Source organism: Citrobacter sp. wls827 (assembly GCF_005280875.1).
GTDB classification, from domain to species: Bacteria; Pseudomonadota; Gammaproteobacteria; order Enterobacterales; family Enterobacteriaceae; genus Citrobacter; species Citrobacter youngae.
The window spans coordinates 554304-566378 of the sequence record NZ_SZWR01000010.1 but is presented as its reverse complement, the minus strand read 5'-3'; the positions used below and the strand labels follow the sequence as shown (position 1 = coordinate 566378).

Sequence of the window (12075 nt, the reverse complement as noted above, 5' to 3'; positions counted from 1 at the left end):
GAATCCCCGCCTCACCGCCATATTCGAGAAAGAGCTCGTACGCAAGTACGGGCTTTTTTTTCGCATATTGCATTTGCCGGATGCGGTGCAAGCACCTTATCCGGCCTACGAATGACGAACAACCTGTAGGCCTGATAAGCAAAGCGCCATCAGGTATGCCATTTATCGCCGAGTAAGCAGCGTCAACACTTCGTAGTGTGCTGTGTGCGGAAACATATCGAAAAGCTGGACGCGTTCAATGCGATACCCTGGCAACTCACGAATATCCTTCGCCATGGTTTGCGCATTACAGCTGGAATAAATGATAAAACGCGGTGCCATGTGGGAAAGAAAATCACACAGCGGTTTGCCAATTCCCCGACGCGGTGGATTCACCAGCACCAGGTCCGGTACTTCGCCCTGAGCGGTAGCAAACTGAGTTGAGTCCAGCGCCTGAAAATGCAGGTTATGTAACCCAAGCTCCTGCGCAGACTGTTTCGCGCAGGTAATCGCCTCTGGCGCAATTTCAATCCCTGTCAGTTTCATCTGCGGCGTGGCGCAATGCAGACCAAAACCCCCGACGCCGCAAAACAGATCCCACATGTGATTAACCGGAAGCTGGCGTACCCAGTCGCGCGCCGTGGCATATAGCTGCCCCGCCACTACCGGGTTGGTCTGGAAGAAACTCTGCGGGCGTATCCACAACGGTACGTCGTTAAAACGTTCGGCCAGTGCCTGCTGTTCGGTCAGGAAGATTTCTGTCTCCCCTTCCATAATCGCCATATGCACAGGCTGGATATTAACGCTAATGACTTTTAACTGCGGTAACTGTGCCTGCAGCCACGGTAGCGCCGCGCGCAGTTGTGCCAGTTTCGCGTCGGAACGCAGGACAAAACGCAGCATTATACTGCCATCAAACTGGCTTTCCGTTAACAGCAGATACTTCAGCTCCCCGCGTTTACGCGCCACGTTATAGGGCGTCAGCCCCGCGCGGGCGATAAACGGTTTGAGTGTGGCAAACACGGGCGCAAAAGACTCAGGATAAAGCGGGCAGTCGCACAAATCCTCCGGCGTACCGTCACGATGCAGCATGCCCAACAGCGGTTTCTCCACGCTGCCGCTAACCACCATTTTAGCTTTATTACGAAAAGCGCTTTCCGGGCCGCTGACCGGCGCGCACCATTCTCCGACCGGATAATCGGCCAGCAGATTTTGCAAATCGGCTGTTTTGGCGAAGAGTTGATCGGCGACAGGCTGTGCTATCCACTGACAGGAGCGACAGCGTTCGGCGTCATAAAGTGCGCACTGCATACAAAAACCTACAAATTAACCGGGGGCCAAAATTATACACGTTATTGCAAGCGGAAGAACCGCCTGCTGGACGCAGGAACAAAAAGCAGTAGCAACACCAGCATATCCGGCAATTTTTGCATCACCAGCGTATGCAGGATTTCGCGTCTGGACTCCCCCGCAATACTGAACAGTTCCGGATATCCGTAGCCCAGCGAAGCTGCCCACAGATAGACGCTGGCGATAATCTGGGTCAGCAGATAGATCCAGCGGGCCCAGTTCCGTCCTTTGACCAGCGAAAATGCGCAGAAAATTTCGATAAACAGCAGCACCAGACTGCCCAGAAATACCAGCGTCAAATTCCAGGTCTGCACACTGCGATGAATAAACTCACTGGTTCCACGAAACCCAAGCGTATTAAAAATCATCAACAGATCGAGACAGCGGATCATAATGATAGCCAGCGCCGCCACCTGCACCAAAGCAGGGACGTTTAAGCGGGCATGTGATGTGGATGATTTCTTAAAAAATCCCAACGCGTCGTCTTCCATGAAAACGGCGCAACCACCACAGCTGCGCCGTATAGACAGATTGGCAGATTTTAGTTTTTTCAGCCGCGTCTTGCACGTTGGATATCGCGTATCCGTTGTTTTTCTGTTCGCGCCATCAGATACCACGCGATAAATCCGATAATTCCTACCACGCCAAGGATCAGCGTCGCCAGTGCGTTGATCTCCGGGTTAACCCCCATACGTACGCTGGAGAACACCAACATCGGTAACGTTGTGGCCCCAGGACCAGAGACAAAGCTGGCGATAACCAAATCATCCAGCGATAGCGTAAAGGCCAGTAACCAACCGGAAATGACCGCCGGCATAATCATCGGCAGCGTAATGACGAAAAAGACCTTCAGCGGCGTCGCGCCAAGATCCATCGCCGCTTCCTCAATGGAGTGATCCAGTTCGCGCAAACGCGAGGAAATCACCACCGCTACATACGCCGTACAGAAGGTGACGTGCGCCAGCCAGATGGTCAACATACCGCGATCCGCTGGCCAGCCAATGGCGTGCGCCAGCGCCACAAACAGGAGCAGCAGCGACAAACCGGTAATGACATCCGGCATAACCAGCGGTGCGGTGATCATAAAGGCAAAACCATTCGAACCACGAAAACGGCCAAAGCGCACCATCACCACGGCAGCTATGGTGCCGAGGATCGCCGCCATCGTCGCAGCACAGGCAGCAATCGTTAAACTCATGCCGACGGCACTCATCATTGCAGTATCGTGGAAAAGTTCACCGTACCAGCGTGTTGACCACCCCGCCCACACCGTCACCAGCTTGGAGCTGTTAAACGAATAGATAACTAACATCAGCATGGGGGCGTACAGAAACGTAAACCCCACGACCAGGATAAAGATCCGCCACGGCGAGCGGACAACCGGTAAGTTATTCATCCGTGTTCCCCCACGCTTTTCTGCTGATACTTATGGAACCACATGATTGGCACAATCAGTAACAGCAACATGATGATGGCAACCGCAGACGCCACCGGCCAGTCACGGTTATTGAAAAACTCCTGCCATAACACGCGGCCGATCATAATGCTGTCCGGCCCCCCAAGCAGTTCCGGAATAACAAATTCCCCTACCGCCGGGATAAACACCAGCATTGAGCCAGCGATAATCCCGCCTTTGGTCAACGGCACGATCACGCTAAAGAAGGTTTTTAATGGTCGGGCACCTAAATCCAGCGCCGCTTCCACCAGCGAATAGTCAATGCGCGTCAGTGCGGTATAAATCGGCAGCACCATAAAGGGCAAATAGGCATAAACAATGCCAATATAAACCGCCAGGTTGGTATGCAGGATCGTCAATGGCTGATCGATAACGCCCAGCCACATCAGAAAGTTGTTCAGCACCCCGTTATTTTTCAGGATCCCCATCCAGGCGTACACGCGAATCAAGAAAGAGGTCCAGGAAGGCAGAATCACCAGCAACAGCAAAATATTGCGCGTCGAGGGTTTGCTGTGCGCCACCGCCCACGCTAGTGGATACCCCAACAACAGACAGCAGATCGTCGAAATCCCCGCTACCTGCAAAGACTGCAGGTAAGCATCGAAATAGAGCGGGTCGTCCGTCAACTGCAGGAAGTTACCTAAATTGAGCGTAATAGATAGCTGACCATCGGCCCATGCCACAAGGTCAGTGTACGGCGGTATCGCCCGTGCCATTTCTGACAGGCTAATCTTAAAGACAATCAGAAACGGCAATAAAAACAGGAGAACCAGCCACACATACGGCAACGCGATCACCAGCTTGCGACCATGTTTCATTTGCAACTGCGACATATACAGCGTGAAACGGCTCGCTTTTTCGGCACGTGCCGGAGGTTCAAGTGTACTCATCTTTACTCCTTAAACCGTCAACACCACACAGCTGTCCGCATCCCAACACAAACGTACCTCGTCACCCCAGGTCGGTAGCCCCTTGCGATAGCGATGTTCGTTTTGCAGCTGGGCACTCAACATCTGGCCGCTTTTTAAACGCACGTGATACACAGACAAATCACCCAGGTAGGCAATGTGCACCACCTCACCCACCGCAAAGTTATAGCCATCCGGCGGAGGGGCATCACAGAGCATGATTTTTTCCGGACGAAGCGCGACATACACCGGTACGTTATCGACGATGGAAGTATCAGCATCCACTTTTAGCGGATGCACCAGCCCCGGAGAATCAATCACCAAACCGTCCTCCTGACGCTCCTTTAGCAGCCCCTCAAAAACGTTTACCGAACCGATAAATTCAGCGCTGTAGCGGGTGGTCGGGTGCTCGTAGATCTCTTCCGGCTCGCCAATCTGCACAAATTTCCCACGATTCATGATCGCTATACGACCCGCCATGGTCATGGCTTCTTCCTGGTCGTGCGTCACCATCACGCAGGTCACCCCTACACGCTCAAGAATATCAACCACTTCCAGCTGCATGCGGTCGCGCAGTTTTTTATCCAAAGCGCCCATCGGTTCATCCAGTAACAGCAGCTTAGGGCGTTTGGCCAGGCTCCGGGCCAGTGCCACGCGTTGACGTTGACCGCCTGAAAGCTGATGCGGCTTACGTTTGGCGAACTCCTGCATGTGCACCAGTCCGAGCATCTCATTCACCCGGCTGGCGATTTCCGCTTTCGGCAGTTTGTCCTGCTTGAGACCAAAGGCAATGTTCTGCTCGACAGTCATATGCGGAAACAGAGCGTAGGACTGAAACATCATATTAATTGGGCGCAGATAAGGCGGGACATGCGCTAAATCGACGCCATCAAGCATGATTTGCCCGGTAGTCGGCAGTTCAAATCCCGCCAGCATCCGCAACAGGGTTGATTTACCACAACCGGACGCACCCAGCAGGGCAAATATTTCGCCTTTGTAGATAGTGAGATTGACGTCATCGACGGCGTGCTGACCGTCAAATGACTTCGTCAGGTTGCGAATTTCAAGCAGCGGGGTCAGCGCCTTGCGGATTTTCGCTTGTGGGCGTGGGGTTGCATCATTCACTCAAGTGCTCTCCGGCATAAATAAAGAAACAGTGCAAATAACGCACCTTATTGGTGCGTATTACCGGGTTTTATGTGTTCGGGATCGCGACATCCTCGGCAGGCACAAGCACCGCCGGGTCATGTCCCGAACATCGGGTTATTTCCCGCTTTTCACCTTCGTCCAGGCACGGGTGCGTACACGATCGATCTTCGGATCCTGCACTTTCAGTGTGAACAGTTTGGCGCGTACGTCCGCTGGCGGATAGATACCCGGGTTATCACGAACTTCCGGGCTAACCAGAGCCGTCGCTTCTTTGTTCGCATTGGCGTAGAACACGTGGTCGGAAATATGCGCAATCACATCAGGGCGCAGCAGGTAATTAAGGAACTGGTAGGCTTCGTCTTTGTTTTTCGCATCTGCAGGCATCGCGAACACATCAAAGAACGCCATCGCCCCCTCTTTGGGAATCGAGAAGGAGATATTGACGCCATTTTTCGCTTCTTTCGCACGGTTTGCCGCCTGCCATACATCCCCTGCCCAGCCAATCGCTACACAGGTATCTCCATTTGCCAGATCGTTAATGTATTGCGAGGAGTGGAAATAACGGATATTCGGACGCAGTTTCAACAACAAATCGGTTGCCGGCCCGGTGTAATCATCCGCTTTGGTACTGTTTGGATCTTTACCCAAATAGTTCAGCACAGTAGCAAACACTTCTTCAGGCGCATCGAGGAAAGAGACACCGCAGCTTTTGAGTTTTTCCAGATTCTCCGGTTTGAGGATCAAATCCCAGCTGTTAACCGGCGCATCCGCACCCAGCACCGCTTTAACTTTATCTACGTTGTAGCCAATACCGGTGGTTGCCCACATATACGGCATAGCAAACTTATTGTCTGGATCGTGTTTACCCACCAGTTTCAGCAGTTCAGGATCGAGGTTTTTCCAGCCTGGCAGTTTGCTCTTGTCCAGGGGCTGGAAAACGCCCGCGGTCAGTTGCCGTTCGAGGAAACTGGCTGACGGGACAACGAGGTCAAAACCGGTGCTGCCAGCCATGAGCTTACCTTCCAGCACCTCATTGGAGTCAAATACATCATAAATGACTTTAATGCCGGTCTCTTTCTCAAAATTAGCCACCGTGTCCGGAGCAATATAGTCAGACCAGTTATAAATATGCAGTGTTTTTTGTTCAGCAGCGAGCGTGCCGGCAGAGATGGCCATCAGAGCACCTGCAACCAGGCCTGATAACCATTTTTTATTTAAGGCGGTCATAATCTCTTTCCTTCTGAAAGTTCGTTAACAAACGAACAAAAAAGTCACACTCTAATGATATGCAAGAAACGTGCATATTATTTCATGCGGCATCAATGAAAGAGAGGTCTCTCTCCCCGCCGCTATTGCTCGCTGATATCCGCTGACTTATTCAACATGCATACAGCTACAGATAGCTCATAATAGGCAAATTGAACGGTGGCGTTTACAAGCCTTGCAAGAATAACTTTAGCCAGGATTCGAGGATATAGCCCAGATAAAAAAACGTCTTTTATCAATTTTTTATGCAGGTTTTGTCTATGACGTAAAGCGGAAGGGGCGGAACCGAAGTGAATAATTCTTTAAGAAAAGGTTAAATGCAGAATAAAAACGTGAAATACGCAACCGCTCTGGCAGCGGCTGCGCTATAAATACCCAAAATCAGGAACGATTAATGGAGGAAATGAACCTCTGCATTGCCGTTTTGCCCGTCTTCTTCGGCATTAAACAACAATTGATGTGCCCCCGCTTCAAGGATCACCATCGATATCTGTTCTTCGCTCTGACGCACAAAACATTCAAACTGTTCAAACGTCACACCCGGCATCACGGATAAAGACTGGCAAACCACCAGTTTTGGCAGATTATCATCCTGCATATCCAGAAAGGCTTTTACCGTCAGTGAGCTGGCATTGATAGCGGATAGATCGGCGGCCAGCGGCAGCAGCGCTGAAGGTCTGACTTCCGCCATCGCGGAAAATAGAATGACGTTATCCACCAGATCAATTTTTGCATCAAAAATGCCATCGAAGTTCTGCATGTGCGGTAGATGCAACGCCTGACAGGTATCACATTCAAAAAAACTCATGCCCAGGTCGTCGAGCCATTGACGCAACGTATCCAGAGTGGGAACGACCAGTGATGTCATAATAATGTGCGACCTCTATTGATGAAAAAATTACCGGCACAGCTTACGCAAAAAGACCGTGTCATACCACGATCGCTATCGATATTGCGTTTAGCCGCCGATTTTAAGACAAAATTCAGGAGTAGCATGACGCTCGATCCACTGGATCATTCGCGCAGCAATATCTATCCCTGTGGTTTTCTCCACGCCTTCCAGCCCTGGAGAGGCGTTGACCTCCATAACCAGCGGTCCGCGTTCTGCACGCAGAATATCGACGCCAGCAACATCAAGCCCCATCGTGCGGGCGGCTTTAAGCGCAATGTCCCTTTCCTGCAGCGTGATATTGGCAATCGTGGCAACTCCGCCGCGATGCAAATTAGAACGAAAATCGCCCTCTTTGGCCCGCCGCTCAATAGCCGCGACCACCTCATCACCCACAACGAAACAGCGAATATCTCGCCCCTTCGCCTCTTCGATATATTCCTGGACCAGAATATGGGCATTCAGACCACGAAATGCATCCACTACGCTCTCTGCGGCCTGCCGCGTTTCGGCCAATACCACACCGATCCCTTGAGTCCCCTCCACCAGTTTCACCACCAGCGGCGCACCGCCGACCATATCAATCATATCGCTGGTATCATCCGGCGAGTGGGCTATTCCGGTAATGGGCAGGTCAATTCCCTGTCGCGCCAACAGTTGTAACGAGCGCAGCTTATCGCGTGCGCGGGTAATCGCTACTGACTCATTCAGCGGATAGCTACCCAGCATCTCAAACTGACGTAATGCCGCCGTACCGTAGAAGGTAATGGCTGAGCCAATTCTTGGAATGACCGCGTCAAAATGGGGAAGCTGGCGGCCTTTATAATGGATAGAAGACGCTGCCGGGCTAATGTTCATATAGCAAGAAAGGGGATCGATAATTTCTACCAGGTGACCGCGTTGCATCGCTGCTTCACGCAGGCGTTTGCAAGAATAGAGCGTTCCATCCCGGGACAAAATGGCAATTTTCACCCTGCACCTCTCTAAAAGACCTGGTAAAAGCTGGCGTATCATACACCGGGTTAAACGCTTTAGCGCGTCGCCCACCCCTGTTTATGTAAATATTCCAGGATAAAGGGACGGCTTTCTTTAATGATGGTGCGGCGAATGTGATCGCTCCAGGTATCGCGACGCGTGTTGCTACCACGGGTCAGATAGTATTGCGCAAGCTGTTCATCATATTGCGACAAAATATCCTGATCGAGCGGCTGGTAATGGTTTTCATGCACCACCAGTGTTGCTGGCAGCCGGGGCTTGATGTCCGGGTTATCCGCAGGCCAGCCGAGACACAGACCAAACAGTGGCAAAACATGCTTCGGCAGCGTCAGTAATTCCGTTACCGGCTCAATATTGTTGCGCAGACCGCCAATGAACACACCGCCAAGTCCCAGCGATTCAGCCGCTGTCAGCGCATTTTGCGCCATCATCGCCGTATCAACCACGCCAAGCAACAGTTGCTCAGCCAGCCCCAGTTGCGCATCGGGGCAAATCTGCAAATGGCGATTAAAATCGGCGCAAAAAACCCAGAACTCGGCGGCCTGTGCGACATGCTTTTGTCCGCCGGATAAGGTCACCAGGGACTCCCGCAGACTTTGATCGGTAATACGAATTATCGTCGTGCACTGCAAAAAACTTGAACTTGATGTCCCTTGAGCGGCAGCAATGATCGCCTCACGCTGTGCGTCCGAAATACTTTCATCGGTGAAATGGCGAATGGAACGGTGGCTGCGAAGTAAATCAATGGTTGGCGTCATCTTTTTTTTCTCTGGCTGAATGGGAAGAAGCGTCGGGAGCACGCGACATCAGCTGCGGTGCCAACAGTTGCGCAATGCGCAACATCAACACCACCGCGGCGGGAAGCATTAACAGTACACCCAGAAATATCATTACCACACAGGCCAATGGCCCGTTCAGCGGTGCGGGTAAGGTGAGATAATCGTTAAGCGACAGCAGCGCCAGCGATAACAAAACCATCCCGATGATTTCCAGAATCAATACGCTTTTGGGTAACACGCCCACTGTGCGCATAGGTGCCTCCCGATAAATGGCGCTTAGTGTAAAACGTTCCGACAGCCCATGTTTAACAAAAATGCGGATTGAAAAACGAAGGCATAGACTAAGGATATCAAAGCAACAGGCTGAACCTGCTTTCCATCCGTCACAAATCGCGGCATCATAACAACATTCGCCATCCGGCCTGATAAGTTCGAGGAGATAGAGATGTTTGCCGTTATTTTTGGTCGCCCAGGGTGCCCGTATTGCGTGCGCGCAAAAGAATTAGCAGAAAAATTAAGCAATGAGCATGACGATTTTAACTTCCGCTACATTGATATCCATGCCGAAGGTATTACTAAAGCAGATCTGGAAAAAACGGTAGGAAAGCCAGTTGAGACCGTTCCGCAGATTTTCGTTGATCAACAACACATCGGCGGCTGCACGGATTTTGAAGCGTGGGCAAAAGAGAATATGAATCTGTTCGCCTGATAGCTGTTTCTACGCCCTCCGCTGGAGGGCGTAATCAGTTTTTTTTCCGCCGCTGACGCTGGTTGAATAAGCTACTGATAAATAAAAAACACAATGCCCCAAGCGCACACCAAAACACTGCACTGAACAGCCATGCCAGCTCTTGCCACAGCGAACGCGTCGGCATAAAAACGAACCGCATCAGTAACAAGCAGCACGGCGCTGCCAGTATTGCACCAAGAAGGGGTTTGAGCACCTCGCGACGGTGGGAGAAAAAGCTTGCCACAGCGCCAGGCAGTATAAAAAACAATAACCCGACCTCAGGATGCCCAGCCGCTCTAAATGCGCCTTTCATATTCAGCGTTAATGAAAGACACACTACAATAAAGAGCACAAAGCAGCAGATCGCACCCGCCCAACTTTGCTTATGTTTCAATCGTTCCTCCTGACATCTTCTCTATCGAACACTCTTTTCGCCCGCAGGCGTCCAGTCAGATAAAGTTACTCGGCATTCCATGCCAAAAACACACCCACACGATTCTTATAGCCGTTGATACGTAATGAGATTAAACTAGCCACATATATTGTCGTGCTGCATTATTTGGGGCTGTGTACGATGCTGTCGCCCCTTAATTTCTGGCAAAAACATTAGCGTAAATTGCCATTTCTTTCAATAGCTTACTAGTAAACAAGAAGTTAGCCTCCGTGAATATAAACGTCGCAGATTTGTTAAATGGGAATTACATCCTGTTATTATTTGTGGTCCTGGCTCTGGGCCTGTGTCTGGGTAAATTACGCCTGGGTTCAGTCCAACTCGGTAATTCCATTGGCGTTTTAGTGGTCTCCCTATTATTAGGTCAGCAGCACTTTAGTATTAACACTGACGCATTAAATCTTGGCTTTATGCTGTTTATTTTTTGTGTCGGGGTGGAAGCCGGTCCCAACTTTTTTTCGATTTTTTTTCGGGATGGGAAAAATTACCTGATGCTTGCACTGGTGATGGTCGGTAGCGCGCTGCTGATCGCCCTGGGACTGGGTAAGCTATTTGGCTGGGATATCGGCCTGACGGCAGGCATGTTGGCTGGTTCAATGACGTCTACGCCCGTTCTGGTCGGCGCGGGCGATACGTTGCGCCATTCAGGGATGGAAGGTACACAGCTATCCACCGCCCTTGATAACCTGAGTCTGGGTTACGCACTCACCTATTTAATTGGGTTGGTCAGTCTGATTGTGGGTGCGCGCTATCTGCCAAAACTGCAGCATCAGGATCTGCAAACCAGCGCCCAACAAATTGCGCGTGAGCGCGGGCTGGACACTGACGCCAACCGTAAGGTTTATCTACCGGTGATCCGCGCCTACCGTGTCGGTCCAGAGCTGGTTGCATGGGCTGACGGGAAAAATCTGCGCGAGCTGGGCATCTACCGCCAGACTGGTTGTTATATTGAACGTATCCGCCGCAACGGTATTCTGGCCAACCCGGACGGTGATGCAGTGCTGCAAATGGGCGATGAAATTGCCTTAGTGGGCTATCCGGATGCACATGCTCGCCTCGACCCCAGCTTCCGTAACGGTAAAGAGGTGTTCGATCGCGATCTGCTCGATATGCGTATCGTCACCGAAGAGATTGTGGTGAAAAACCACAATGCCGTAGGTCGTCGTCTGGCCCAGTTGAAGCTGACTGACCATGGCTGCTTCCTGAACCGCGTGATCCGCAGCCAGATCGAAATGCCCATTGACGACAACGTCGTACTTAATAAAGGCGATGTATTACAGGTCAGTGGCGATGCGCGCCGTGTGAAAACCATTGCCGATCGTATCGGCTTTATTTCTATTCACAGCCAGGTCACCGATCTGCTTGCTTTCTGCGCATTCTTTATCATCGGCCTGATGATCGGGATGATCACTTTCCAGTTCAGTAATTTCAGCTTTGGCATTGGAAATGCGGCTGGACTGTTGTTCGCCGGGATCATGCTGGGCTTCCTGCGTGCTAACCATCCAACGTTTGGCTACATTCCTCAAGGTGCGCTGAACATGGTCAAAGAGTTTGGCCTGATGGTCTTTATGGCTGGTGTCGGTTTAAGCGCAGGTAGCGGCATTGGTAATGGCCTCGGCACAGTGGGTGGCCAGATGCTGATTTCGGGTCTGATTGTCAGCCTGGTTCCAGTTGTTATCTGTTTCTTGTTTGGAGCTTATGTATTGCGCATGAACCGGGCCCTGCTGTTCGGGGCGATGATGGGGGCGCGTACCTGTGCGCCAGCAATGGAAATCATCAGCGATACCGCGCGCAGCAACATTCCTGCTTTAGGCTATGCGGGCACATACGCGATTGCTAACGTTCTGTTGACGCTGGCGGGGACACTCATCGTCATCATCTGGCCCGGCATCGGTTAGAACTGTTTTTTGCTTTTAATGAAAATTTTTTGCAGGTAAGCAGAACTTTTCTTAAAGGCGTCAGTCATAACTATTGCCACTGCTTTTCTTTGATGTCCCCAATTTGTGGAGCCCATCAACCCCGCCGTTTTGGTTCAAGGTTGATGGGTTTTTTGTTGCCTGAAATTCAGTCCCCTTCTAATCAACTATTTAGAGAACTACTTCTTCATCTGTGGCGACAAAGT

Annotated in this window: 13 protein-coding genes; 2 read left to right on the top strand and 11 right to left on the bottom strand. The window is 51.2% G+C overall.

Annotated features, from left to right (window positions below; translation table 11 throughout):
* Positions 1–162: 162 nt before the first annotated feature.
* The 10 genes from rlmC to FDX03_RS06070 all read right to left on the bottom strand — a co-directional run bounded on the left by rlmC (position 163) and on the right by FDX03_RS06070 (position 9025).
* On the bottom strand, positions 163–1290 hold the full coding sequence (rlmC, locus tag FDX03_RS06115) for a 23S rRNA (uracil(747)-C(5))-methyltransferase RlmC (RefSeq protein WP_137345636.1): 1128 nt from the start codon (positions 1288–1290) through the stop codon (positions 163–165).
* 41 nt (positions 1291–1331) lie between these two features.
* Complete coding sequence (locus FDX03_RS06110; RefSeq protein WP_137345635.1) at positions 1332–1820, bottom strand: YbjO family protein; 489 nt, start codon at positions 1818–1820, stop codon at positions 1332–1334.
* Between the two features lie 59 nt (positions 1821–1879).
* Positions 1880–2725: a putrescine ABC transporter permease PotI gene (gene potI, locus FDX03_RS06105; protein ID WP_048212155.1), complete on the bottom strand. Its 846-nt coding sequence runs from the start codon at positions 2723–2725 to the stop codon at positions 1880–1882.
* Positions 2722–3675, bottom strand: coding sequence for a putrescine ABC transporter permease PotH (gene potH, locus FDX03_RS06100; protein WP_005123598.1), 954 nt, complete (start codon positions 3673–3675; stop codon positions 2722–2724). Before potH ends, potI begins: the two co-directional genes overlap by 4 nt.
* Positions 3676–3684: 9 nt before the next feature.
* Complete coding sequence (gene potG, locus FDX03_RS06095; protein ID WP_061067606.1) at positions 3685–4818, bottom strand: putrescine ABC transporter ATP-binding subunit PotG; 1134 nt, start codon at positions 4816–4818, stop codon at positions 3685–3687.
* Between the two features lie 138 nt (positions 4819–4956).
* Positions 4957–6069 (bottom strand): spermidine/putrescine ABC transporter substrate-binding protein PotF, encoded by a 1113-nt coding sequence (gene potF, locus FDX03_RS06090; RefSeq protein ID WP_048212156.1) that lies wholly within the window; start codon positions 6067–6069, stop codon positions 4957–4959.
* A 430-nt stretch (positions 6070–6499) separates the two neighbouring features.
* Positions 6500–6976 (bottom strand): YbjN domain-containing protein, encoded by a 477-nt coding sequence (locus tag FDX03_RS06085; protein ID WP_005123602.1) that lies wholly within the window; start codon positions 6974–6976, stop codon positions 6500–6502.
* A 90-nt stretch (positions 6977–7066) separates the two neighbouring features.
* Complete coding sequence (rimK, locus tag FDX03_RS06080; protein WP_048212157.1) at positions 7067–7969, bottom strand: 30S ribosomal protein S6--L-glutamate ligase; 903 nt, start codon at positions 7967–7969, stop codon at positions 7067–7069.
* A 59-nt stretch (positions 7970–8028) separates the two neighbouring features.
* Positions 8029–8751: a nitroreductase NfsA gene (gene nfsA, locus FDX03_RS06075; RefSeq protein WP_115643653.1), complete on the bottom strand. Its 723-nt coding sequence runs from the start codon at positions 8749–8751 to the stop codon at positions 8029–8031.
* The gene (locus FDX03_RS06070; protein WP_048212159.1) at positions 8735–9025 is read right to left on the bottom strand and encodes a YbjC family protein; all 291 of its coding nucleotides are present in this window, start codon (positions 9023–9025) and stop codon (positions 8735–8737) included. The genes nfsA and FDX03_RS06070 overlap by 17 nt, the downstream gene beginning before the upstream one ends.
* A gap of 192 nt (positions 9026–9217) precedes the next feature.
* Here FDX03_RS06070 and FDX03_RS06065 point away from each other — a divergent pair, with 192 nt between their 5' ends.
* Positions 9218–9481 carry a GrxA family glutaredoxin gene (locus FDX03_RS06065; protein WP_005123606.1) on the top strand — a complete coding sequence of 88 codons (264 nt, stop codon included), beginning with the start codon at positions 9218–9220 and terminating at the stop codon, positions 9479–9481.
* A 34-nt stretch (positions 9482–9515) separates the two neighbouring features.
* Here the strand turns inward: FDX03_RS06065 and FDX03_RS06060 are convergent, their stop codons facing one another.
* Positions 9516–9896: an inner membrane protein YbjM gene (locus FDX03_RS06060; RefSeq protein WP_040233923.1), complete on the bottom strand. Its 381-nt coding sequence runs from the start codon at positions 9894–9896 to the stop codon at positions 9516–9518.
* Between the two features lie 269 nt (positions 9897–10165).
* On the opposite strand from FDX03_RS06060, the gene FDX03_RS06055 reads away from it, so the two are divergent.
* Positions 10166–11851, top strand: coding sequence for an aspartate:alanine antiporter (locus FDX03_RS06055; protein ID WP_137345634.1), 1686 nt, complete (start codon positions 10166–10168; stop codon positions 11849–11851).
* The last annotated feature ends 224 nt before the right edge of the window (positions 11852–12075 follow it).

Coding starts and splice junctions, on each gene's coding strand:
- rlmC (WP_137345636.1), bottom strand. CDS start 1,290: ATGCAGTGCGCACTTTATGACGCCGAACGCTGTCGCTCCTGTCAGTGG.
- FDX03_RS06110 (WP_137345635.1), bottom strand. CDS start 1,820: ATGGAAGACGACGCGTTGGGATTTTTTAAGAAATCATCCACATCACAT.
- potI (WP_048212155.1), bottom strand. CDS start 2,725: ATGAATAACTTACCGGTTGTCCGCTCGCCGTGGCGGATCTTTATCCTG.
- potH (WP_005123598.1), bottom strand. CDS start 3,675: ATGAGTACACTTGAACCTCCGGCACGTGCCGAAAAAGCGAGCCGTTTC.
- potF (WP_048212156.1), bottom strand. CDS start 6,069: ATGACCGCCTTAAATAAAAAATGGTTATCAGGCCTGGTTGCAGGTGCT.
- FDX03_RS06085 (WP_005123602.1), bottom strand. CDS start 6,976: ATGACATCACTGGTCGTTCCCACTCTGGATACGTTGCGTCAATGGCTC.
- nfsA (WP_115643653.1), bottom strand. CDS start 8,751: ATGACGCCAACCATTGATTTACTTCGCAGCCACCGTTCCATTCGCCAT.
- FDX03_RS06070 (WP_048212159.1), bottom strand. CDS start 9,025: ATGCGCACAGTGGGCGTGTTACCCAAAAGCGTATTGATTCTGGAAATC.
- FDX03_RS06065 (WP_005123606.1), top strand. CDS start 9,218: ATGTTTGCCGTTATTTTTGGTCGCCCAGGGTGCCCGTATTGCGTGCGC.